We start from the raw sequence: 23,933 nt of genomic DNA, 5'->3' as shown, positions 1-23,933 counted from the left end.
GGCAGGCCGGAGAATGAACGGATAAAAGCTAGTCGGTGCGTCGCTGAACGGGCTCTGGAAAGCTAGACGGAAAAGTCGCGCTTACTTCTCGCCGTAAACGATTACGGTGCCGTAGTCCAGCGCCGCGCTATGGTCGCTGCACAACTGGTCAACCTTGCCAAAAACCTGCTGCTTGATCTTCTCCCGCGTAGCTTCGTCGGCGTTGCTCAGGGCGGCTACTACCGGAGCAGCCACCTCGTTCATAAACTGCCAGTAGTTGTCCTTGCTGCCGCAGCGGAGCTTGCCGGTTACTTCCATTTCCGTAACGTTCCGAAAACCGGCCTGCCGCAGCAAGCCGGCCATCATGCCGGGGCTGGCGCACCGGAACATGCCGGGCGCGCCGGGTGGGGGAGTGGGCACCGCCATGTGCTGGCTGATGGTGCCCATGATGGTGGTAATCCAGGCGTTTTTATCGGGCGTGCCCCACACGGCGGCGGCCATGCGCCCTCCGGGCTTTAGCACGCGGTGCATCTCCTGGGCGGCTACCTGCATATCGGGGAAGAACATGAAGCCGAACCGGCAGCTCACCGTGTCGAAGCTGGCATCGGGGAAGGGCAGCTCGCACACGTCGCAGGCCACGGTTTCGTAGTTGGCAACGCCCTTGGCGGCGGCTTTGTCGCGGGCTACGTCCAGCATGCCTTCGGCCAGGTCGGTAATCACCACTTTGCCGTCCTTGGCCAGCGTGGCAATGCTCAGGCCCGGTTCCCCGGTGCCGGCGGCCACATCCAGCACCACATCGGTGGGCCGAATGTGTAGGGACTTAATCATTTCGTCGGCCATGGGCCGCATCCAGTCCATGGTGAAGTTGTCCCACTTGCGCCAGCCGGGAGCAAACTTGTTCCAGGTGGTTTTTTGCTGCTCGCGGATTTGTTCGAGTTGCGCGTCCATGGTTGTGAGCTGGGTTTTTGAGAAGTGAATGAACTGCTGTCTGCTGATGCGAAGCGGCGGTGGGATAGGCCCGGCCGTACTCCGGCTAGCCTCCGCGCTTGAACGGCCCTAATTGGCCTTGCCAAAGAATGGTGCCCGCGCAGCCCGGTGTCGAACTGGGTGGAGCCAGCATTAGCCTCCCTTCACTGTTACCTGAGTGATGCCCAATGCTTTAGTTAATATAGGTTTTTGGAAATGGATTTCCGCTGCCAACCCCGCTTGCCCCCTTCATTTTCACCACACCCTCGGTAGCACAACCGGCCGCTGGGCCTTGGCGTACTGCCCTAAGCCTCTTATTGTCCTGGCAAAGCTTGCGGCTTCGGCCTCAGTTTCTTTGTTTGCCGCTACCGTAGCCCCATGACCGAACTTCAGCGCCTGCTCACCGCCTACGACCAATACCGCGCCGCCGGCCGCGCCTGTGCCCTGGCTACGGTGGTAGAAGTGCAGGGCTCGGCTTACCGGCGCCCCGGCGCCCGCATGCTCGTTACCGACGACGGCCAGCTCACCGGGGCCATCAGCGGCGGCTGCCTCGAAGGCGACGCCCGCCAACGCGCCCGTCAGGCCCTGCAGCGCCGCCAGCCTGCTCTCGTCACCTACGATACTTCCGACGAAGACGACCCCCGGCACGGCCTCGGTCCCGGCTGTCAGGGCGTGGTCCACATTCTCTTGGAACCGCTCGATTTTCAGGATGCCAACAACCCGTTGGAACTGCTGCGCGACTTCGCTCAGCATCCCGAGCCTGCCGTACTGGCCACCGTGTTCCGTTGCGCCGCCGGCCAAGCCGTAGCCGACTTAGGCCAACGCCTGCTGCTCATGCCCGACGGCCAGGTGCGCGGCTCCGCCCTCGATAACCCCGACCTTACCGCCCACCTGCGCCGCGACGCCACCCAGGCGCTAACCCAGGATCAGTCCCTGCTGCGCGAGTACCCGAGCGCCAGCGGCGGCACCGTACGCGTGTTTCTGGAGGTGCTACGCCCGCCGCTGCGCCTAACGGTGTACGGCGCCGGTAACGACGCCCAGCCGCTGGTGCGCCTCGCCGCCTCGCTCGGCTGGCACGTAACCGTCGTCGACGGGCGCCCGCGCCAAGCTGCGCCCGAACGTTTCCCCGAAGCCGCCGGCGTGCGCGTTGTGCCGCTGGCCGAGGTGCCCGCGCTGCCACTCACCGCCGATTACGCCTTACTGCTCAGTCACAATTTCGCCTACGACCTGGCCGTGCTCCAACGCTTGTTGGAAGCTCCCACGCCTTACATTGGTCTGCTGGGGCCACGCACCAAGGCAGCCCGCCTGCTCGAAGAGCTGAGCCAGGACATGCCCGACGCCGAAAGCCAGCTGAACGACCGCCTGTACAGCCCCGTGGGCCTGAACCTGGGGGCCGAAACGCCCGAGGAAATTGCCCTATCCATTGTGGCCGAAATTCAGGCCGTACGCCAGGGACGGGCCGGCGGCATGCTGCGCCACACCAACGAGGCCATTCACGCCCGCCCACTCGACGACGGAACCGCTACGGTCGAGCTTCAGCCGAGCCCGCGCTACACCATTAGCCACTGCCCGGCCTGACTTGGGAAGTAATAACTCCTGCAAGGAGCGTGTTTGGGATTTTGCCAAAAAAGCCACCAGACCGTCCTGATGAGCGTAGTCGACCCGCCGGAAGACGTAGCCCACTCGCTGCCACAGCGGTTCTCCGGTCGGTGTATGGGACGCGTTGCCGTTCGACCCCACCCCCGTCCCCTCCCCAAAAGGAGAGGGGTGCGTTCAGATAAACAACGAGGTCGTCTGGCACCCCTCTCTTTTTGGGGAGGGGCCGGGGGTGGGGTCCAGAAACACCAACCTGAGAACTGCTATAATTTGCCAGATAGCATACACTCCCCCTCTCTACGGGAGAGGGGGCCGGGGGGTGAGGTCTGCGGTACAGCCCCGGTCCACCTGCGCTCAGCAGGACCGCAACCTGAAATTTCAATACGCTGAAAGCTCTAGCGCCGGGCGAGTAGCGGTATCGTGCTTGAGGCTAGGTGCTTGACTTTCAGCTTGATTTATGTAGCGCAAAACCGAGTTGAAAAAGCGGAGCAGAAGCATCCGCCGGCCACCATTTTCGTAAGCTAAGGGGCGGAGCTAAATGCAAGAGGAGTAAATTATTTTACGGACCTTGGTGTTTGGCCCACAACCTAACCTAGCCCTCGATTCTGCTTATGCGCGCCTTTCTCAAAGCTCTCCTGGCTGCTTCCGGCAGCCTGATGTGTGTGGCGGCTGCGCCGCCCGATCCGGTTCGTGGTGCTGTTAAGGCTCCCGTTAAAGTGGTCGTGTCCGATTTGGTTTCCACCACTTCCACGGTGAAGCTCTATTTCTACAACATCCGCGAGAACTTCCTGAAGCCTGGCCATTACACCATGCTCAAGCGTGTGCAGCCCGATGGCCAGAACAAAGTGGTAATACCCGTAGAGCTGGAGCCCGGCGAATGGGCCGTGGCCATTACCCAGGACGTGAACAACAACGACAAGCTCGACAAGAATATGGTGGGCATCCCCACCGAGCCCTACGGCTTCTCCAACAACTTCCGCCCCCGGTTTAGCGCCCCCGGCTTCGACGACTGCAAATTCATCGTGGAAGGTCCGGGCAAAGTAGTCACCATTAACCTGGTGAAGTAGCACAAACCACCTTTTCAGACGCAGCCAACCGGAGGCTGACTTTGCGCCCGAGTAAATTTTGCCGCGCCGCTGCTTTGTCAGTGGCGCGTTTTTTTTGCCTGAAAATCTGCTTCTTGAAAGAAAGTAGGCCGGATTTCGAGTAAAAACGCTGGAAAACGCCCGGCAAGTTGCATATGTGAAGCAAAGCCGTTACTTGCAACCGCTTAACAATAAGGTAACATGGAAGTCGAAGTTTTGAAGTACCCGGCCGTGCGCAACTACGTAGCCGGGCAATTTGTGGCCGATGCCGCCGCCCGCTCCATGGACGTAGTAAGTCCGCTAAGCGGCGCGGTTATTTCCACCGTCCCGATGAGCGACACCGACGCCCTTAACCAAGCCGTGGAAGCTGCTAAGGCTGCGTACCCTGCCTGGTCGGCCATGCCCATTAAGGAGCGCGTGCAGGTGTTTTACCGCTACAAAACCTTGCTGGAAAAGCACATGCAGGAGCTTACGTTACTCGTGCACGAGGAGAATGGCAAAACCATGGACGAGGCCCGCGCCGAAGTCGAAAAAGCCATTGAACTAACCGAGTTTGCTTGCTCCTTGCCCCAGTTGGTATCGGGCGAGCTGCTAGAGGTAAGCAAAGGAGTAGAATGCCGTGCCGAACGCAAGCCGCTGGGCGTGGTAGCCAGCATTGCCCCCTTCAACTTCCCGAACATGGTGCCCCACTGGACGGTGCCCAACGCCATTGCCCTCGGCAACTGCATGATCCTGAAGCCTTCGGAACAAGTGCCCATCAGCGCCGGCCGCATTGCCGAGCTGCTGAAAGAGGCCGGCCTGCCCGACGGCGTATTTAACGTGGTGAACGGCGATAAGGAAATCGTAGAAGCCATCTGCGACCATCCCGACATTCAGGCCGTGTCGTTCGTGGGCTCTACCAAAATTGCCAAAGTGGTGTACCGCCGCGCCACCAACAACCTGAAGCGCTGCGTGGCTCTGGGCGGTGCCAAAAACCATTTGCTGGTTCTGCCCGATGCTCACGTGGAAATGACGGCATCCAACGTGGCAGCTTCTATGTCGGGTTGTGCGGGGCAGCGCTGCATGGCCGGCTCGGCCATGGTGGCCGTGGGCTCCGTCGACCACATAATCGAGAAGCTCGTGGACGAGGCGCGCAACATTGTGCCCGGTAAAAATCTCGGCTCGGTTATCAGCCGTGAAGCCAAGGAACGCATCGAACGTTACATCACCGAAGCCGAGCAAGCCGGCGCGAAAGTGCTGCTCGACGGCCGCGGCGCCACCGTGGCAGGGCAGGAGGGCGGCTACTACGTGGGCGCCACCGTGGTCGACTACGTAACGCCCGACATGGCTATTGCCCGCGAAGAGGTGTTCGGTCCAGTGCTGGCCATCATCCGCACCAAGACGCTCGACGAGGCGCTGGCCATTGAAAACGCCTCGAATTACGGCAATGCCGCCGCCGTGTTTACCCAAAGCGGCGCCCACGCCCGCTACGTAATGGAAAACGCCTCGGCCGGCATGATTGGCGTGAACATCGGCGTGCCCGTGCCGCGGGAGCCATTCTCCTTCGGTGGCTGGAACGAGTCGAAGTTCGGTACCGCCGACATCACCGGGAAAAGCTCCATCGAATTCTGGACCCAGATCAAGAAGGTGACGACGAAGTGGAACCCCGAGTCGCGCACCAACTGGATGAGCTAAAAGCTAGACCGCGAATTAGCGCGTCATGCGAATCTTGGCGGCTGGAATTAAATTTTCGCTTTCCAACTAATTCCTGCATTCGTACCCGGCTGATTTCCGCAATAAGTACTGGCTGAATTTGTGATTTTTCGCTTCATGATAAAGCACGTTTAACGCGTGCTTTTAATTGCCCTTTCCCTACAACCAAAAATGGAAACATACACCGACACCGACAAGGAGCAAATCCTGCGGGATAATCTCGACCATACGCTATTTTCCTGGTCGAAACAGGCGGGTTTAAATCCTATTAGCGCCGAGCGCGCCGAAGGGGTGTACCTCTGGGACCGGGACGGGAAACGCTATATCGATTTCAGCTCCCAGCTGATGAACGTGAACATCGGCCATGGCAACCAAAAGGTAACCGAGGCCGTGGCCGCGCAAATGCGCGAGTTGAGCTACGTGTATCCCGGTATGATTACCAAGGCCCGAGGGGATTTGGGCAAGCGGCTGGCCGAAATAACAGCTCTCAACCTCACCAAAGCCTTCTTTACGCTGGGCGGGGCAGAGGCCATTGAAAACGCCATTAAGCTGGCGCGGGTGTACACCGGACGCCACAAAATTGTAACGTTGTACCAGTCGTTTCACGGGGCTTCTTACGGGGCAATGAGTGCCGGTGGCGACCCGCGCCGCTTTGCCGTGGACAGTCAGGCCATGCCCAACGTGGTGCACGTGGAAAACCCGTATTTCTACCGCTGCCCCTGGTATTCGGAAACCCCGGAACAGTGCGCCGAACGAGCCTCTGCGGCCATGGAGCGCATCATCGGCTACGAAAACCCCGGTAGCGTGGCGGCCGTGATTATGGAGGGCGAGTCGGGTACCTCGGGCTGCATTAAGTACCCGCCCGGCTACTGGAAGCGGGTGCGCGAAATCTGCGACAAGCACGGCATCCTGCTCATTGCCGATGAAGTAATGAGCGGTTTCGGCCGCACCGGCAAGTGGTTCGGCTCTGACCACCACGGCGTAAAAGTGGACCTGATGTGCATGGCCAAGGGCATTACGGCCGGCTACCTGCCGTTGGGCGCGGTAATGGTGGACGAGAAAATTGCCCAGCACTTCGACGACCGGCCTTTGCCGCTGGGCCTCACGTACTCGGCCCACCCCGTTTCCTGCTCCGCCGCAGTGGCCGTGCTCGACATTTACGAGGAGGAAAACATGCTGGAAAACGTGCAGGAACTGGGTAAATACCTCGACGCCCGCATTTGCGATATGATGGCCCAGCACCCCAGCATCGGCGACTGGCGCAACACGGGCCTGTTCGGCTGCCTGGAGCTGGTGAAAAACCGCCAGACCAAAGAACCGATGGCTCCGTGGAATGCCTCGCCCGATCAAATGGCTATCATGAACCAAGTGGCGGCCAAGATCAAGGAATTAGGCATGTACACCTTCGTGCGCTGGAACTACATTTTCATTGCGCCGCCGCTCAACATTACCAAAGACGAACTCGACGAAGGCCTCGACATTATTTCCCAGGCCCTGCGCATCGCCGACCAGCACGTGCATTAACAGCCGCAGCCCGTTCCTCACAGCCTTAATTCGCAGCATATCATGGCCGACATCGTTGAGCTGCACGAAGACGTGACCGGGTCGCGGTTGTACAACGCCGATTTGGCGCCGGTTCCGCCGCGCCTGCGTACCTGGAACAAATGGCACCTGGCAGCGCTGTGGGTGGGTATGGCCGTGTGCATTCCCACGTATTTGCTGGCCTCGTACATGATTCGGGCCGGCTTAAGCTGGCTGGAGGCGCTGGTAATCATTGCCGTAGCCAACCTCATCATCACCGTGCCCATGGTGCTGAACGGCCATGCCGGGGTGAAATACGGCATTCCGTTTCCGGTGCTAGGCCGGGCGGCGTTTGGCACGAACGGCATTCACATTGCCGCGCTGGTGCGGGCCGTGGTGGCCTGCGGCTGGTTTGGGGTGCAAACCTGGATTGGTGGCTTGGCTATTTACGCCATCTGGAATGCGGTAACCGGCCAATCGGCCACGTTCGAGTTGGATGCACCTAAGTTCGTCTGCTTCGGGGTGTTCTGGCTGATCAACATCTACTTTATCTGGAGCGGCTCCGAAAGCATTAAGTGGCTGGAGAACCTGTCTGCCCCCTTTCTAATCCTGATGGGGCTTGTGCTGATCGGCTGGGGCGTAACGCGCACCGGTGGTTTCGCCGATGTGCTGGCCCAGGGCGTTCAACTCAGCCAATCGGCTGCCGTGGTGAGGTCCGATGCCGAATTGGGGCAGTTGGTGCTGCAGCCAACGCCCTTGCACGGCGCCGACGGCCAGCCCAAAGCCACCGAATACCGGGTTATTGTACCTGCCGTAGGTGCCGGAAAGGCCATAACCACACCCTGGATGCCGGTGCAGGAAGGGCAGGCACTACCGCTGCAAAAGCTGAGTGAAAACCCGGAAAACACTTTGGCTGCCGCCGCTAACCTAAAAGTGCAGTACCGCGCGCCGGCTGCTAAGGGCGGTTACTATACTTCCAGTGAAGCCGCCGTAACCGTGGCCGGAACCGAGGCTAGTTTGGGCTCCAAACTCTGGCAATACCTGCTTTGGCTTACGGCTATGGTTGGTTTTTGGGCCACCATGTCGTTGAGCATTGCCGACATTACCCGTTACGCGGCCAGCCAGCGTGACCAGGTGGCCGGGCAGTTTTTAGGCCTGCCGGGCACTATGGTGCTGTACTCGTTCGTGGGTATTTTCGTGACCTGCGCCACCGTGCTGCTGTTCCCCGATTTGCTGGTGGCGGCCGATGCCCCCTGGGACCCGGTGTCGTTTCTGGCTCGGTTCGATAACCCGTGGGTGGTAGTGGTAGCGCAGTTGGCAATGCTGGTGGCCACGCTTAGCACCAACATTGCGGCCAACGTTATTGCTCCGGCCAATGCTTTTGCCAACCTGCTGCCCGGTCGCATCAGCTTCCGAACCGGCGGTGTGCTGGCCGGCATCATTGGCATCCTGATTTGCCCGTGGTGGCTGATGGATGAAATCAGCGGCATCCTCACCTTCATCAGCGGCTTGCTCGGGCCAGTACTGGGCATTCTGCTCTGCGATTATTTCACCATCCGCCGCCGCAACCTGAACCTGCCCGACCTCTACCGGCCGAACGGGGAGTACAGTTACGGCGGCAGCGGATTCAACCCTGCGGCTATGGCTGCCCTGGCTTTAGGCGTGGGCACCGCCTTGGTTGGGTACTGGGTGCCGGCACTGGGCTTCTTGTACACGCTGTCGTGGTTTACCGGGTTTGCAGTGGCCTACGTCAGCTATTTTCTGTTTTATCGATGGCAGGTACAAAAGCAAGGAAAAAACGTGCCTGCAATTCCAGAAGCTGCTAATTTCTGAAAGCAGCAAGGTCGGTAGGCCGAAATTGGAAATGCCGGCATTAACTGGTGGTGCTAAGGCTGTTTTTATTTAAGTAGGATAGGGAAGGTTTTAATAGTTGCATTTCGTCTTTGGAATGCCTATATTTTCCGTCTGGCTTCCCCTTTTAATTGCTATTAATGGCGTCTTTGCTCATCAAAAACGGCCGCGTAGTTACGGCCGATTCCGACAGCGTGTGCGACATCCTGATTGACGGCGAAACCATCGTTGCCATCGGGCGGGATTTGCCGGTGCAAGCCGATCAGGTCATCGACGCCACGGGCAAAATTGTGGTACCGGGCGGCATCGACCCGCACGTGCACCTGGACATGCCGTTCATGGGTACTTTCAGCTCCGATACCCACGAAACCGGTACCCGCGCTGCGCTGCACGGCGGCACCACCACCGTCATCGATTTTGTGCTGCAAAAGCAGGGACACAGCCTGCGCGAAGCCCTAACCGAGTGGCAAGGCCGCGCCACCGGCACCGCCGTGGGCGACTACGGCTTCCACATGGCCGTGACCGATTTCAACCCCAGTACCAAGGAAGAAATCAAGGACATGGTGGCCGAGGGCATTACTTCCTTCAAGACCTTCATGGCCTACAAGGGCGCGCTCATGATCGACGATGCGCAAATGGTGGGACTGATGCAGGAAGTGCGCAAACACGGCGGCTTGGTAACGGCCCACGCTACCAACGGCGACATGATTGACACGCTCATTGCCCAGCACCGGGCCGCGGGCAAGCTCACGCCGCGCTACCACTACCTCTCGCAGCCCGAAGTAACCGAAGCCGAAGCCTCCGGCCGTTTCGCGGACATTGCCAACTACACCGGCGTTAACGCCTACATCGTGCACCTTACCTGCGAGGGCGCACTCAACCAGGTGCGCCGTGCTACCGAGCGCAACCAGCGCGTGTTCGTGGAAACCTGCATTCAATACCTGTTGCTCGATGCCTCGCTGTACGGCGATGAATTTGAGGGAGCTAAATGGGTGATGTCGCCGCCGCTGCGGGAGAAAAAGGACCAGGAAACACTTTGGGCCGGTATTAATCAAGGCCTCGTGCAGGTGGTAGGAACCGACCACTGCCCCTTCATGTGGGAGCAGAAGAAAATGGGCGCCGAGGACTTCTCGAAAATTCCGAACGGCCACCCCGCTATAGAGCACCGCATGGAGCTGCTATTTTCGGAGGGTGTGAACAAAGGCCGCATCAGCCTGCAGAAATACGTGGAGATAACCAGCACCAACGCCGCCAAAATCTTCGGCATGTTTCCGCGCAAAGGCACCATCAGCATCGGTGCCGACGCGGATCTGGTGCTGTTTGACCCCGTGAAAAAACACTCCATTTCGGCCGATACGCACCACATGAACGTGGACTACTCGGGCTACGAAGGCTGGGAGCTAACAGGCAAAATAGAGACCGTGCTGCTGCGCGGCCAGGTAGCCGTGCACGATGGCGTAACCAAAGTGGAGCGCGGTTACGGACAGTTTATCAAAAGAGGCCCAACGATTTACTAACTTATAGGAGCTAGGAGTGAGAAGCTAGGAGTTAGTTCCCCTCCTCAGATGAGGAGGGGTGCCCGAAGGGCAGGGTGGTTGACAATCGTTAATCGATACCTCAACTGTTTATAGCTCTAAACTTCTAGCCCTAGCCTCACCACCCCGGCCTGCGGCCACCCCTCCTTAAAAGAAGAAGGGGAGCTAGAATTAGCTTCTAGCACACTCATCGAAACTCTTTTCCCCAACCAAATAACCGCGTACCCACAATGCCAAGAATTGTTAAATCTGGCCTGATCCAGATGAGCTTGCCGATGACCGAAGGCGAAGGCACGATTGAGGAAATCAAGGAAGCCATGGTGCAAAAGCACATTCCTTTGATTGAGGAGGCCGGTCGGCAAGGCGTTCAGATACTTTGCCTGCAGGAAATCTTCAACACCCCGTACTTCTGCCCCGGCCAGGACAAGGCGTGGTACGCTTCGGCCGAATCGGTGCCGGGCCCCACTACGGAGCGCATGGCCGAGTACGCCAAGAAGTACAACATGGTCATTATTGTGCCGGTGTACGAGAAGGAGCAGGCCGGTTTCCTTTACAACACCGCCGCGGTGATTGACGCCGACGGCACCTACCTGGGCAAGTACCGCAAGAACCACATTCCCCATACTTCCGGCTTTTGGGAAAAGTACTTCTTCAAGCCCGGGAACCTGGGCTACCCGGTGTTTCAGACCAAGTACGCCAAGGTGGGCGTGTACATCTGTTACGACCGGCACTTCCCCGATGGCGCCCGCGTGCTGGGCCTAAACGGCGCTGAAATTGTGTACAATCCTTCGGCCACGGTGGCTGGCCTCTCGCAGTATCTCTGGAAGCTAGAGCAACCCGCGCACGCGGCCGCTAACGGCTACTTCATGGGCTGCATCAACCGGGTGGGGGAGGAGAAACCCTGGAACCTGGGCCGCTTCTACGGCACCTCGTACTTCGTGGACCCACGCGGCCAAATCATTGCGCAGGCCGACGAGTACAAAGACGAGCTGCTGGTATCGGAGTTCGACCTGGACATGATTGACGAGGTGCGCGCCACCTGGCAGTTCTTCCGCGACCGTCGCCCGGAGACGTACGAAAAGCTGGTGGAGCTGTAAATGGAGCCCGAAACGCCAGCAGTACCAAGTAGAGCAGATATTATAGCCTGTTACAAAAGAGCGACTTACTGCTACGCTACGCCGTTTGTTTTGCTGCTGCTGGGCTTTGTCGTGCCTTTTGTATCTCGACTGGGCTTGCTGCTTTTGCTCCCCCTTAGTGCTGTCGGCTTATTCTTGACCTGGCGTGGTTTCCAGCTGGCCCGACGGAGTGGCGACACCGAGAAGAAAGACGTCGGCTATGCCAATCTGATTTTGGGCGTCATCCTCCTTGGGCTGGGACTGGTTGGATTAGGCCTTGCTTACATGATGGTCAGCTAACCAGCTTGAACCTGCGCTAACAGCAACAAATCATGCAGTGTAGTCGGAACATCCCGGCTGTGCTGCATAATATTCTCCTTCCTTTTCTGCAACCAAAGCCGCCTTATGGCTGAGTACCAAACTCCCACCACCGAGCAGGAGTTTGATCTGAATTTTGCTCAGATCAAGCCCCTGATGAGCAACACCGAGGCGCTGTACGAAAGCTCCCGGTGCCTGTTCTGCTTCGATGCGCCCTGCATCAAGGCCTGTCCCTCGGGCATCGACATTCCGCAGTTCATCCGGCAGATTAATACCGGCAATACCACCGGCGCGGCCAAAACCATTTACGAGGCCAACTACTTCGGCAACGCCTGTGGCAAAGTGTGCCCCACCGAGGTGCTCTGCGAAGGCGCCTGCGTGTACAACCTGAACGAGCAGAAGCCCATTGAAATCGGGCGGTTGCAGAGCCACGCCACGCGCAAGGTTATCGACAGCGGCAAAAAGCTGTTCGGACCTGGCACACCGAATGGGCGCAAGGTGGCCGTGATTGGCGCCGGGCCAGCAGGTATTTCGGCAGCCTGCGAGCTGCGGGCCTTGGGCTACGAAGTGGACGTGTTCGAGGCCAAAGCCCAGCCCTCCGGCCTGACGCTGTACGGGGTAGCTCCTTACAAAATCACCAACGCCGAGACGCTGGCGGAAATGGAGTACCTGGAGTCGCAGTTTGGCTACAAGGTGCACTACAACCAGCCCATCAACTCGCGTGAGGAACTGCAGGCGCTGGAAAAAACGTACGACGCCATCTTCCTCGGCATCGGGCTAGGGCGCACCAATGCTTTGCTGCTACCGGGGGAGGAGCGGGATAATTGCATTGGGGCCGTAGAATTTATCGAGCAGCTGCGGGTACAGCATCATCACGTGGCCGTGGGCAAAAAGGTAATCGTGCTGGGCGGCGGCAACACCGCCATGGACGCCGCCTCGGAATCGTCGCGAATGGGCGCCGAAGATGTGATTCTGGCGTACCGCCGCGGCAAGGAGGAAATGGGCGCCTACGACTTCGAGTACGACCTGGCCAAGGGCGTGGGCGTGAAGGGCCTATTCAACGTGGCCCCGGTTGAAATTGTGGGCAACGGCAAGGTGGAGGGAGTGAAATTCATTCGCACCGCTATTCAGGAAGGGCAGGTGCAGATTGTGCCCGGCAGTGAGTTTGTGGAACCCTGCGACATGGTCATTAAAGCCACCGGCCAATCCAAGCAAACCCAGTTTCTGAGCCTGATTCCCGGCCTGCAAACCGACAGCAAAGGCCGCATTGTGGCCGATGCCCGCACCGGTCAAACCACTAACCCACAGTATTTCGCCTCCGGCGACGCCCTGAACGGCGGTGCCGAAGTAGTGAATGCCGCCGCCGAAGCCAAAGTAGCCGCCCGCGGCATTCACGAGTACCTCTCCAACCAGCTGTAGCCATGCCCGATCTGTCGATAAATTTTGCTGGCATTAAGTCGCCGAATCCGTTCTGGTTGGCCTCGGCGCCGCCCACCAACTCGGGCTATCAGGTAATGAAAGCCTTCGACGCGGGCTGGGGCGGGGCAGTCTGGAAAACCTTGGGTGTGCCCGTGGTAAACGTTTCCAGCCGCTACGGCAGCGTGAACTACCGCGACAAACGCATGGTGGGTTTCAACAACATCGAGCTGATTTCGGACCGCCCGTTGGCCGACAACCTGCGCGAGATTGAGGAAGTGAAAAAGCGCTTCCCCAACCACGCCGTTATTGCCTCGCTCATGGTGCAAAGTCGCCAGGAGTGGCACGACATTGTGCGCGACGTAACCAACGCTGGCTCCGACGGCATTGAGCTGAACTTCGGATGCCCGCACGGCATGTGCGAGCGGGGCATGGGTTCGGCGGTGGGGCAGGAGCCGGAAGTGCTGCGCACCATTGTGGAGTGGGTGATGGAAGTGGCCCGCATTCCGGTGATTGTGAAGCTCACGCCCAATATTTCTGACGTAACCGAGCCAGCCCGCGCTGCCCGCGCCGGCGGCGCCGATGCCATTTCGCTCATCAATACCATTCAAAGTATTGTGGGTGTTGATATCGACCAGTTCGCGCCTTACCCGATTGTGGATGGCAAAGGCTCAAACGGCGGCTACTGCGGCCCGGCTGTGAAGCCCATTGCCCTGAACATGGTGAAAAACTGCGCCCAGGACCCCAACGTGCGTCTGCCCATTTCCGGCATCGGTGGCATCGAGAACTGGCGCGACGCCGTGGAGCATATCCTGCTCGGTGCTTCCAGCGTGCAGGTTTGCACGGCGGCCATGCACTTCGGCTTCGGCATTATTCGGGAAATGACGGCCGGACTGGAGCAGTATATGGTGGAGAAGAACTTCAACACCATCTACGACTTCGTGGGCAAGGCCCTGCCGAACGTAAAGCATTGGGAAGACCTCAACCTGAAGTATAAAGTCACAGCCCAGATCAACGAAGACAAGTGCATTGGTTGCCAGCTGTGCTATACGGCTTGCGAAGACGGCGCCCACCAAGCCATTGCCCTGCGCGAGGACTCCCGCGTGCCCGAAATCATTCAGGAAAACTGTGTGGGCTGCAACCTCTGCTCGTTGGTGTGCCCCGTGGAGCAGTGCATTACCATGGAGCGCCGCGACGACGGCACTGAGCACCTCACCTGGAAAGAGCGCACCGATGCCAACGATATTCCGGTGACCTTCAACGACCCACGCGCCGGCGGGCTGCACCATTGGGTACCCGAACCAGCCGCAGCGTTGGGCAAGGAGCGGCACAAAACCCTCCCCGGCAAAGCTCGGGCAATGGGCAGTCCGGCCTCCGCAATAGGTGCTACTCCCGACGTACTAACGCCGGGGTAGTCTCGCCTCAGCTAAAAGTTACACAAAAAGCCTCTGACGAATCTGTCGGAGGCTTTTTGTTTACACATGCTGCTTTGGGTTGATTACTAGGAAGTTGCACTCTGAAAACATCTTGCGACAATACGTCAATGGAAACACACAAACTGCACATAACGAAGTAGTATTATACTTTTTATAAAATTTGTTATAAAAAATATTGACTAAAGTAAATTGTATACGTTATTTGGTCTACTTACCAGTGCCGCTTTCCCTTACTGGCTGCACCATTCCACTCCGCACACTCCGCCCGCTGCTATGGAACGCTACCGCCACTATTCCGACGCGTCGCGCATCGTCTTGCCCCTTATTGATGTTCTGCTGATTTTCGGAGCATTCCGTGTATCGAGTTATTTCGTTAGCGGAAGTTGGTACTTCGATGGCCTCGCCACTGCTTTTTTCGCCGTATTCGCCTTGCTGTGGTGGATTCTCTCGGGTCATTACGCCAACATCTACCGCGTAGACCGGCTGATTACTTACCCCGAGAAGTTACTGTACCTCATGCGTACGTTTCTGCTGCACGCCGTGCTGCTGGGAATCGGCGCGGTGGTATTGCAGCAGTACTGGGTGTCGGCGCGCTTCCTGGTTTCCATTTACACGTTGTCGCTCATGGCGGTGGTGGGCGGCCGGTTTCTGCTGGCGTTTAGCTACCGCATGTACCTACGCCACATGGCCCGGCCCGCCAGCCGCTACGTAATTGTGGGCGCCGGCGAAAGCGGCCAGAGCCTCTACCGTTTCCTCGCCTCGCACGATCCGGTGGGCAACGAATTTGTGGGTTTCTTTGCCGATGAGCCCATGCCCCACGCGCTGCGCGCTTTGGTGCGAGGCCGTGTGGAAGACCTGAAAGCGTTTTGCCGGGTAGCCCACGTCGATGAAATTTACTTCGCCATGCCCCTCGATCAGCGGGAGCTAATCGAAGACCTATCGCACTTCGCCGATCAGCATTTTCTCTCGTTTCGCATCGTTCCCGATTTCTGCGGCACCATGCGCAAGGACGTGAACGTGTACTTCTACGACCACCTGCCCATTCTCACCATTCGGCGCGAGCCGCTCGGAATTCGTACCAATCAGCTGTTAAAGCGGGTGTTCGACGTGGCTTTTTCCCTTACGGTTATTTGCACGGTATTCCCGTTCATTTTGCCGCTGCTGGCCTTGCTTATTAAACTGGACTCGCCGGGCCCGGTGTTCTTTAAGCAGCTGCGGCCGGGCAAGCGCAACCAGCTGTTCCCGTGCTACAAGCTGCGCACCATGCGCACCGACCACGGCAAAACCGAGCTCCAAGCCACCAAAGGTGACGCCCGCATTACCCGCATTGGGAAGTTTCTGCGCAAGTCTAACCTCGACGAGCTGCCGCAGTTCTTTAACGTGCTGTTCGGGCATATGTCGGTGGTCGGACCGCGGCCCAACATGGTGTCGCAGTTGGAGGAATACTCCAAGCACATTACCCAGTACCACTTGCGCCACGCCGTAACGCCCGGTATTACCGGCTACGCCCAGGTGAACGGCTACCGCGGCGAAACCCGCGAGGCCGGGACCATGGAAAAGCGTGTGGAATACGACCTGAAGTACATGGAAAACTGGTCGTTCGGGCTCGATATGAAGATTATTGGTCAAACCGTGTGGAACATGGTAAAGGGCGAAAAAAACGCCTATTAAGTACTCCTTCCTGTTCCCCGCCGGCCTCAGATACTGGGATGGTCTGGGGAGCGAAACCATCGGAATGGCAGACCTTCTCCTGGATAGCAAGCTGTTTGGCGCAGTTTGTAGGAGTGGGGATGCTGCGCAACCGTAGCCGCCGTTGGTGGAGCAGCGGGCTGCAACTGCGTCGAGGGTTTCGCTCTCCAACCATCTCACTTACCGTTCCCTCCTCCACCTATTTGCCGTGCTTCCCCGCCATCAAGTTTTAGGCACCTGGATTTCCACCGGTCCGCCTGCCTCCTTTGTCGACGCCGTTTTGCAGCTGGGCGCCGCCCGCTCGTCGGCCTACGTGTGTTTTGCTAACGTGCACATGGTAGTGGAAGCGCACCGCCAGCCCGATTTCGGACGGGTGGTGAACCAAGCCACCGTAGTAGCTCCCGATGGTAGTCCCGTGGCTGCCGCGGTGCGCTGGTTTGGCGGGCCACGCCAAGAGCGAGTGGCTGGCATGGATGCCCTTCCAGCGTTGCTGGAGGCTGCCGCCGAGCGCGGCCAATCGGTTTATTTCTACGGCACCACGCCCGAAGTGCTGGCTGCCTTGGAAGCCCGGGCCCGCCACGAGCTACCCCAACTCCGCATTGCCGGCAGCTACTCGCCGCCCTTCCGGCCTCTTTCCGACGCCGAAGACGCGGAGATAGTAGCCCGCATCAATGCCGCCGACCCCGATCTGCTGTTTGTGGCCTTAGGCTGCCCGCGCCAGGAGCAGTGGATGGCGGCGCACCAAGGTCGTATTCGGGCCTGTATGCTTGGGGTAGGCCAGGCTTTTCTTACCTACGCTGGCCTGGAACGCCGCTTGCCTGTATGGGCGCGCCGATTGTGGCTGGAATGGGCCTTTCGGCTGTGGCTGGAGCCGCGGCGGTTGTGGCGACGCTATCTGCTCACCAATTCACGCTTTATCTGGCTGATGCTGCGCAGCATGGGCTCACTGCATCCGAAAACTTAAGCACGGTAGTATTTTATATTATATAATGAAAACAAGTTGATTTATACTTTAAATAATTTATTATTTAGATATTTATAAGAATTTTATAATAAAATATATCTTTAGTTATTGAACGGCGTCGTCAGATCAAGCCTTGGGTTTGCTGCTTCACTCCAATTATTTCAGCTGACTTACTCCACCTCTCCACTACATAACTATGAAAGCGGTAATTCTGGCGGGCGGCTACGGCACCCGCATCAGCGAAGAAAGCGGGGTACGACCCAAGCCCATGGTTGAAGTAGGCGGCCGTCCTATTCTGTGGCACATTATGAAGTTGTACGCCCACCACGGCATTCGTGAGTTTGTGGTGTGCTGCGGCTACAAAGGCCACATGATCAAGCAATACTTCGCCGATTACTTCCTGCACAACGCGGACGTAACGTTCCAGATGGACCGCAACGAAATGCAGGTGCACCGCACCAATGCCGAGCCGTGGCGGGTAACCCTGGTAGACACCGGCCAGGAAACCATGACCGGCGGCCGCTTGCGCCGCGTGCGTGAGCATATTGGCAACGAAACGTTTTGCATGACCTACGGCGACGGCGTGGGCGATATTGACATTCGCGAAGCCGTGCGTTTCCACCGGCAGCAGGGCGTACTGGCTACGCTCACGGCAGTGCGCCAGCCCGGTCGTTTCGGGGTGTTTAACCTTTCCGAAACCGATTCTGCCATTCACTCTTTTACCGAAAAGCCCGAAGGCGGCGAAACACCCTGGATTAACGGCGGCTTTTTTGTGCTGGAACCCGGTGTGTTCGACTACCTCGAAGATGATCAAACCATTTGGGAAAAAGCCCCCCTGGAACGCCTCGCCATAGCCGGTGAGCTGGCCGCGTACCGCCACGATGGTTTCTGGCAACCCATGGACACCCTCCGCGACCGAAACCTGCTGGAAGACCTTTGGCAGCAAGGAAAAGCCCGCTGGAAAGTGTGGAGCAACGACCCCGAACCCCTGCACGAAGACCCGGTACTGGCCGAAATTCTCGCCACGCCAGTGCAGGCCCGCAGAGGCGAACGGGTTGCCACGCCCACCGTAATGCCGCTCGATTAAAGCCCGTTGCTGATTGGCTACGGCGCTTAACGGCCCGCTGTCAACTTCCGGCGGCGGGTTCGTCCGTCCTTTTTCGTTGTCTATCTTTTCGTTGCCATGATCTTTTTTGAAACGGAGCTGGCCGGCGCATTCATTATTGATGTGGAGCGCATGGCCGATGAGCGGGGTTTCTTTGCCCGTTCCTGGTGCCAGGATGAGTTTGCCGCCTACGGTATTACGGCCGCGCCCCTGCAAGCCAACCTGTCGTCGAACCCGCGGCGCGGTACCTTGCGCGGCATGCATTACCAGCTGCCGCCCCATGAGGAAACCAAGCTGGTGCGCTGCACCCGCGGCGCCATTTACGATGTCATTATTGACTTGCGTGAAGAATCACCCACGTACGGGCAGTGGCTGGGCATAGAACTCACCGCCGAGAGCTTCCGCATGCTGCTGGTGCCAGGACGTTTTGCCCACGGCTTCGTCACCCTGAAAGACGACACCGACGTGTTTTACCAAGTCTCGGCCAAATATGCGCCCGGCTTTGAGCGCGGCATCCGCTGGAACGACCCCGCATTCGGGATTGAGTGGCCCCTGCAGCCGACCTTGGTTTCTGAGAAAGACCAGCGGCACCCGAATTTCAACCTCCTCGTGCATCATTAGCAAGTACTGAATATCAACTATCACACACCACGAAAACGCCCCGTGCTATGTGCAGCACGTGGCGTTTTCGTGGTGTGTGATGTAGTGCCGGCTTACGAAGCCACGGTGCTGGCTACCGTAGGGCGGTGCAGTTCCGGAAAAACGTAGCGGAAATCGAAGAGGCGTTTGGTAGTTAGCAGCTCCTTGTTCTGCTTGAACTCGGGCCAGCTGGTGAGCAGCACCAGCTCGTCGGCTTGGGCTACTACGTCTTCCAGGGAATTAGCATAGGCAATGGGGAGGTTGTACTCCTGCTGAAACACCTCGTTGGCCATGGGGTCGTAGGCCACGATGTTGGTGTAGCCTTTGGCCAACAGTTTCTCGATAATAAACTTGCTGGGACTGAGCCGCACGTCGTCGGAGCCGCTTTTGAAAGCCAGGCCCAGGATACCAATTCGGCTTTCGGGCCGAACGGCAGCCGTGATTTTGTCGGCCACGAAATCCTTCACTTCCTCATTAATCCGGAGGTTGCCTTCCAGAATGTGAGGCGTGAACCCGTGTTCCTGGGCAATGCTGCTGAGTGCTGCCGTGTCTTTGGGCAGGCAGTAGCCGCCGTAGCCACAGCCGGGGTACACGTAGCTGGCCATGGAAGCGGGGGCGCCGGTCCAGCGTTTGTCCTGGTGCAGAATCTTGAAGGCACCGGCCACGTCGATGTTTCCGATGTGGTCGGCGACCATGGCCATTTCGTTCGAGAAGCTGATAAGCGTCGACAACAGCGTGTTCGAGAGGTACTTGATAAACTCTGCCGAGTTGTAGCTTACGTAGTGAATGGGCGCGTTGAAGGGCAGGTAAACCTGGCTCAATAGCTCTTTCGACTGCTCGTCTTCCACGCCAATCACCACGCGGTCGGGCTGCATGAAATCGTCCCAGGCGTAGCCCTCACGTAAAAACTCGGGGTTCGAGGCCAGGCCGATGGGCTTGTGGTACTGCCGGTTCAACTCGTCTACATAAGGCTTCACCTTGGTGGCTACCGTGGAAGGCGGCACCGTTGATTTGGTCACGATAACCTTGAATTCCCCGTCGCTGGCTTCAAATACCTGCTTCACGGCTTCCAGCAGGTAACCGAGGTTGGCGCTGCCATCGGGGTTGCTGGGGGTGCCCACGCACACAATGATGATTTTGCTGTCGTTCACCGCCTCGGCCAGCGGGGCATCGATGATGAAGTTCTGGCCGAGCTCTTCGCGCAGGGCTTCGTCGAGGTGGGGTTCGTAGAACGGCACTTCGTAGCGGCGGATCTTGGCCATCCGCGGCTCGTTCACGTCAAAGCCGTACACCTTGAATCCTTTTTTGCTGAACCCGAGGGCTGTGGTGAGGCCCACGAAGCCAAGTCCGAGTACCGTTATCATGCGAGTTGACCGTTGGTGAGGTGGAGGAAATTCAGGTAGCGGCGGATGCCGTCTTCTACCCGTACGCTGGGGTTGTAGCCGAGCACGGTGCGGGCTTTGGTGAGGTCGGGGCAGCGCCGGTTGGGGTTGTCGGTCAGGTATTCCTGATCAGCGGATTTACTGAAGAAAATGTGGCCTTGATAACCGAATATTTCTTTGCCTTCGCGGTTAAATATTTCGGCAAATTCCCGCACCGATAACTCGGGCTGATCCATGCCAATATTAAACACGTCGAATTTGCCGTGCAGCATTACTTTGAGGTAGCCGGTAATGGCATCGGAAATGTAGCAGAACGTACGCGTGGGCGTGCCGTCGGATAATATTTCCAGGTCCCGGCTTTCTACCACGGCTTTGGCGAAATCGGCAGGTAGGCGTTTGTCGTTGATATTCATGCCCGGCCCGTAATTATTGAACGGCCGCGCAATGCCAATGGCCATGTCGTATTTCTGGGCGAAGAGGTAGCAGAGCGTCTCGCCGAAGCGCTTGGCTTCGTCGTAGCAGGCCCGGGGGCCAATGGTAGCTACATTGCCGCGGTAGGTTTCGGGCGTGGGAATGAACTCGGGGAACGGGTCGCCGTAGATTTCGCTGCTCGAAAAAAACAGGAAACCGCGCAACTTTTTCTCGGCGTAATAATCCAGCAGCCGGCGCAGGCCGGTAATATTGGCGTCAACAGTTTCGAGGGGGTAAATGCGGTAAAACGTAGGCGACGCAATGGACGCCATGTGAATAATAAAGTCGGCATTCTCAGCGCCTGGAATATCGGCTACCGAATCTGTAATAACGTTGAATTCGTGGAGCTTAATTACGTCGGGGTTGCTGGCAACTAATTGGTTCAGCCAGTCTTTGGTGCCGGTTAGAAAATTTTCCAGCGCAATAATTCGTTTGATATGCAGCTCCTCGGCGTAATGCGCGAAAAAGTGCATGAAATAGTAGCCCAGAAAGCCACCGCAGCCCGTGAGCAGAACGGTAGAATTGCGCAGCTTATTGATTTCGTGGGGGCTCAGGTTTTCATAGATGGCCAGCATGTCTTCCCGCAAAATGCGGTTGTCGACCTGGGGCGCTAGGGCTTCAATCATGGCGCAAAGGCAAATAGGTGGAGGGGAAGTAGCCGTCCGTTAGGCCAAAACTGCTTTGGCTTGCAGCTCGGGAAAAAACAGGGCGTTTTGTTCGCGGTAAAGGCGCTGCACCAGGTTATCGGGCGGCAGAATCACGTCGTCGAAGGTGAGGGCGTGGTCGCGTGGGAGGTCGTGCTTGAGCACGCAGCCTTCGGCCAGGCCCACGGGCAGCAGGTTTTCCAGGCGGGCGGTTTCGGCGTTTTCGCACTGCCCGTAGGTGTGGTAGCCACCCAAGCCATCAAGTGTCTGTCCGGCTTGCAGCGGCGTTTTGGCCAGGGTAATTACCTCCACTACCGGTCCGCCCAGCGGCGCCATAATAATGTCCTGGAACAGCACCATGCGGGCAATGGACATCGGAATTTCGGCGTAAATGAGGTGGTAGGGCGTGTAGAAGCTGTACAGCGGGCCGGGGCCCAGCTTGCCGTACTCGAGGTAGTGCTTGGTTTTGGGGTCGTCGGTGGTGGCGTACACGAACACGCCGGGGCCGGGCTTGGGGCCCACCACGTAGTCCACAATGCCGCCGAGGCGCTTCAATTCGTCTACATCGTAGCGGTCTACCATGTCGTCGATGTGGCCGTCGTGGGTGTAGCCGAGCATACCGCGCTGGGCCACGCCCATGCCGGTGGCGTTGGCCACGCAGGCCTGCTCAATGGAAATCTTGGTACCGTCGGCAAAGCAGGTCACCATTTCGGGCGTGAGCTGCCAGCGGGCGGCGAAACTGGCTTGCGTGGTGGGGTTGCGGTAAAAATCCTGCAGCCCTTTGATGTTGCCGCACAGCAGCGGCGTCAGCCCCAGGCCCTTCACAAACCGGTACAGGTTCATGATAACGCCGGGCTGGTCGCCGTCGCAGCCGCTGAGCATTACGCCGGCTTTGTCGGCGTACACTTTCAAAATGGGCCCGATGGTGGCGTCGACTTCGGGGTTGAACATGAGCACGTGCCGCTTGTGCTCAATGGCTTTCATGATGAGGTTGGCGGCGTAGTGAATGGTGCCGGTGCATTCCACCAGCAAATCCAAGCCCTCCACTTCGCACAGAAGCTCGGCATTCGAGGTGACGGCAAAACCGCCCCCGGAAACACAGGCTTGCAGCGAGGCTAGATCAGAGCATTCCTGCGCTGTGTGGCCGGTATACTCGAAGGCTTCGTGGGCTTTGCTGAGGGTGCGGTTGGCAATAACAGCCACTTCCATGCCCGGCGTGTAGCGCATGACTTGGTTGACCATGCCTTTGGCCATTTCGCCGGCGCCCCACAAACCCACCCGAATGGGCTTACCGGCTTGCTGCCGGGCTTTTAGCGCGGTATCAAGAATGAACATGTGAAAATAAAAATGAGGTGGAGGAACTCTTGTCGATCTGGCTTATGGCTGATAATGTACTATTATTAATATGATTATTGATAAAAATGGGTGTTTAAAAATTGGCTGCAGCATATGGATAAGAACGCAGTGCCGGCGTGCTTTACGCTGACGCAGCCACTGTGTGTAGTTGCTGGATAATGGCAGCCGGAAGTGTTGGCTGAACAGTGAAGGCAGCAGGCTGCCATCCGCGGGCCGCCCGGGTCTGTATCTGTCGCCGGGCATTCCATGCCGCACGCCAGTTACGCCACAGGTAGCTGTAGGCTCGCAACGAGCGAGGTTCCAGCAGCAGCGCAAACAGCAGAATAGCTACCTGGCGCGGCAAAGCGCGTAACCACAAGCCCGGAAGCTGCTGGGGCGTGGGATTTTTTAGCAGCAACAGCAATTGGTTTTTTACTGCGTCGGCTTTCATGGCGCCGTTCAGGCGCAGGCGCAGGCGCAGATCCGAAGGGCGGAAGTGGCGTGGGTGTAAGGCGTGGCACTGCGTGGCCAGTACTGTGCGCCACCCGTAAAGTTGGCTGCGCCAGGATATGTCCCAGTCTTCTTTGTGCGCAAAGAAGCGGGCGTCGAAGAAAGCGCCTTCCACGCGTAAGTCGTCGATAAAGCGGCGGCGGTACAGGGGTAGGGCGCCGTCGGCGCCGGGCACATCCTCCACTTTGGCCGCAAACCGAACGCTGCTCAACGGCCGGCCGTGGTGACGCAACGCAAACCGGCCACCGGGCAGCGCCACCATGCCCGCCGAGTCCACGACCGGGTCGACATCGGTAGACTGCAACAGCACGCCACACACCGTGCCGATGCGCTCATCGGAGTGCAGCACGGCCAAGGCGCGGGCCAGGTAATCGGGCGGCAGCACCACATCGGGGTTTACCAGCAGCACGGCATCGGATTCCGTGCGGTCGAGCACGTAGTTATGGCCGCCGCAAAAGCCGGTGTTTTCGGGTAAGGGGTGCAGCTGAATGCGGGTATCGGTGGCGGCAAGGGCGGCCACGCGGGCGCAGGTATCGTCGGTAGAGGCGTTATCGACCACCCATACCGTGAAGCCCGCGTGAGTTTGGGCCAGTACCGACTGCAGGCAGTCTTCGATGCTGTCGGCGCTGTTCCAGGTAACGATGGAGAGCAGAGTCATGGCAGAAGTGGACTGTGAGCAGAGGA

At 58.3% G+C, this 23,933-nt stretch carries 19 protein-coding genes; 14 read left to right on the top strand and 5 right to left on the bottom strand.

All coding sequences use genetic code 11. The annotated features are described in order from the left end of the window. Positions 1-81 precede the first annotated feature (81 nt). Entirely contained in the window at positions 82-927 is an 846-nt protein-coding gene (locus ABD903_RS09920; protein WP_345223773.1) for a class I SAM-dependent methyltransferase, read from the bottom strand. A 396-nt stretch (positions 928-1,323) separates the two neighbouring features. Between ABD903_RS09920 and ABD903_RS09915 the strand changes: the two genes are divergently transcribed. From ABD903_RS09915 to rfbC, 14 genes are all read left to right on the top strand, one after another. Next, complete coding sequence (locus ABD903_RS09915) at positions 1,324-2,523, top strand: XdhC family protein (protein ID WP_345223772.1); 1,200 nt, start codon at positions 1,324-1,326, stop codon at positions 2,521-2,523. 629 nt (positions 2,524-3,152) lie between these two features. After that, positions 3,153-3,608 carry a DUF2141 domain-containing protein gene (locus ABD903_RS09910; protein WP_345223771.1) on the top strand — a complete coding sequence of 152 codons (456 nt, stop codon included), beginning with the start codon at positions 3,153-3,155 and terminating at the stop codon, positions 3,606-3,608. A 219-nt stretch (positions 3,609-3,827) separates the two neighbouring features. Then, complete coding sequence (locus ABD903_RS09905; RefSeq protein ID WP_345223769.1) at positions 3,828-5,300, top strand: CoA-acylating methylmalonate-semialdehyde dehydrogenase; 1,473 nt, start codon at positions 3,828-3,830, stop codon at positions 5,298-5,300. A gap of 189 nt (positions 5,301-5,489) precedes the next feature. Then, positions 5,490-6,842 carry an aminotransferase class III-fold pyridoxal phosphate-dependent enzyme gene (locus ABD903_RS09900; protein ID WP_345223767.1) on the top strand — a complete coding sequence of 451 codons (1,353 nt, stop codon included), beginning with the start codon at positions 5,490-5,492 and terminating at the stop codon, positions 6,840-6,842. Between the two features lie 42 nt (positions 6,843-6,884). Beyond that, complete coding sequence (locus ABD903_RS09895; protein ID WP_345223765.1) at positions 6,885-8,672, top strand: NCS1 family nucleobase:cation symporter-1; 1,788 nt, start codon at positions 6,885-6,887, stop codon at positions 8,670-8,672. A gap of 158 nt (positions 8,673-8,830) precedes the next feature. Continuing rightward, positions 8,831-10,207 carry a dihydropyrimidinase gene (gene hydA / locus ABD903_RS09890; protein WP_345223763.1) on the top strand — a complete coding sequence of 459 codons (1,377 nt, stop codon included), beginning with the start codon at positions 8,831-8,833 and terminating at the stop codon, positions 10,205-10,207. 248 nt (positions 10,208-10,455) lie between these two features. Continuing rightward, entirely contained in the window at positions 10,456-11,322 is an 867-nt protein-coding gene (locus ABD903_RS09885; protein ID WP_345223761.1) for a nitrilase-related carbon-nitrogen hydrolase, read from the top strand. Between the two features lie 90 nt (positions 11,323-11,412). After that, a complete protein-coding gene (locus ABD903_RS09880) occupies positions 11,413-11,640 on the top strand; it encodes a hypothetical protein (protein WP_345223759.1) in 228 nt (75 codons plus the stop codon). 105 nt (positions 11,641-11,745) lie between these two features. Beyond that, entirely contained in the window at positions 11,746-13,077 is a 1,332-nt protein-coding gene (locus ABD903_RS09875) for an FAD-dependent oxidoreductase (RefSeq protein WP_345223757.1), read from the top strand. A gap of 2 nt (positions 13,078-13,079) precedes the next feature. Beyond that, positions 13,080-14,489 (top strand): NAD-dependent dihydropyrimidine dehydrogenase subunit PreA, encoded by a 1,410-nt coding sequence (gene preA / locus ABD903_RS09870; RefSeq protein WP_345223755.1) that lies wholly within the window; start codon positions 13,080-13,082, stop codon positions 14,487-14,489. A gap of 294 nt (positions 14,490-14,783) precedes the next feature. Next, positions 14,784-16,181, top strand: a complete 1,398-nt coding sequence (locus ABD903_RS09865; RefSeq protein WP_345223754.1) for an undecaprenyl-phosphate glucose phosphotransferase — start codon at positions 14,784-14,786, stop codon at positions 16,179-16,181. Positions 16,182-16,407: 226 nt separating this feature from the next. Further along, a complete protein-coding gene (locus ABD903_RS09860; RefSeq protein ID WP_345223751.1) occupies positions 16,408-17,163 on the top strand; it encodes a WecB/TagA/CpsF family glycosyltransferase in 756 nt (251 codons plus the stop codon). A gap of 196 nt (positions 17,164-17,359) precedes the next feature. Further along, positions 17,360-18,250 carry a glucose-1-phosphate cytidylyltransferase gene (gene rfbF / locus ABD903_RS09855; protein ID WP_345223750.1) on the top strand — a complete coding sequence of 297 codons (891 nt, stop codon included), beginning with the start codon at positions 17,360-17,362 and terminating at the stop codon, positions 18,248-18,250. A 96-nt stretch (positions 18,251-18,346) separates the two neighbouring features. Next, entirely contained in the window at positions 18,347-18,889 is a 543-nt protein-coding gene (rfbC, locus tag ABD903_RS09850; RefSeq protein ID WP_345223748.1) for a dTDP-4-dehydrorhamnose 3,5-epimerase, read from the top strand. A 92-nt stretch (positions 18,890-18,981) separates the two neighbouring features. Here rfbC and ABD903_RS09845 read toward each other — a convergent pair whose 3' ends face one another. The 4 genes from ABD903_RS09845 to ABD903_RS09830 form a co-directional block, all read right to left on the bottom strand. Continuing rightward, positions 18,982-20,271, bottom strand: a complete 1,290-nt coding sequence (locus tag ABD903_RS09845) for a UDP-glucose dehydrogenase family protein (RefSeq protein ID WP_345223746.1) — start codon at positions 20,269-20,271, stop codon at positions 18,982-18,984. Beyond that, positions 20,268-21,386 carry an NAD-dependent epimerase/dehydratase family protein gene (locus tag ABD903_RS09840; RefSeq protein WP_345223744.1) on the bottom strand — a complete coding sequence of 373 codons (1,119 nt, stop codon included), beginning with the start codon at positions 21,384-21,386 and terminating at the stop codon, positions 20,268-20,270. Before ABD903_RS09840 ends, ABD903_RS09845 begins: the two co-directional genes overlap by 4 nt. A gap of 39 nt (positions 21,387-21,425) precedes the next feature. Then, entirely contained in the window at positions 21,426-22,739 is a 1,314-nt protein-coding gene (locus tag ABD903_RS09835) for an NAD(P)H-dependent oxidoreductase (protein WP_345223742.1), read from the bottom strand. A 142-nt stretch (positions 22,740-22,881) separates the two neighbouring features. Further along, positions 22,882-23,907 (bottom strand): glycosyltransferase family 2 protein, encoded by a 1,026-nt coding sequence (locus ABD903_RS09830; RefSeq protein ID WP_345223741.1) that lies wholly within the window; start codon positions 23,905-23,907, stop codon positions 22,882-22,884. Between the last annotated feature and the right edge of the window lie 26 nt (positions 23,908-23,933).

It is taken from the genome of Hymenobacter koreensis (assembly GCF_039541855.1).
Lineage (GTDB): Bacteria > Bacteroidota > Bacteroidia > Cytophagales > Hymenobacteraceae > Solirubrum > Solirubrum koreensis.
The sequence above is the reverse complement of the archived record's forward strand: the minus strand, read 5'-3'. Positions and strand labels throughout refer to the sequence as shown.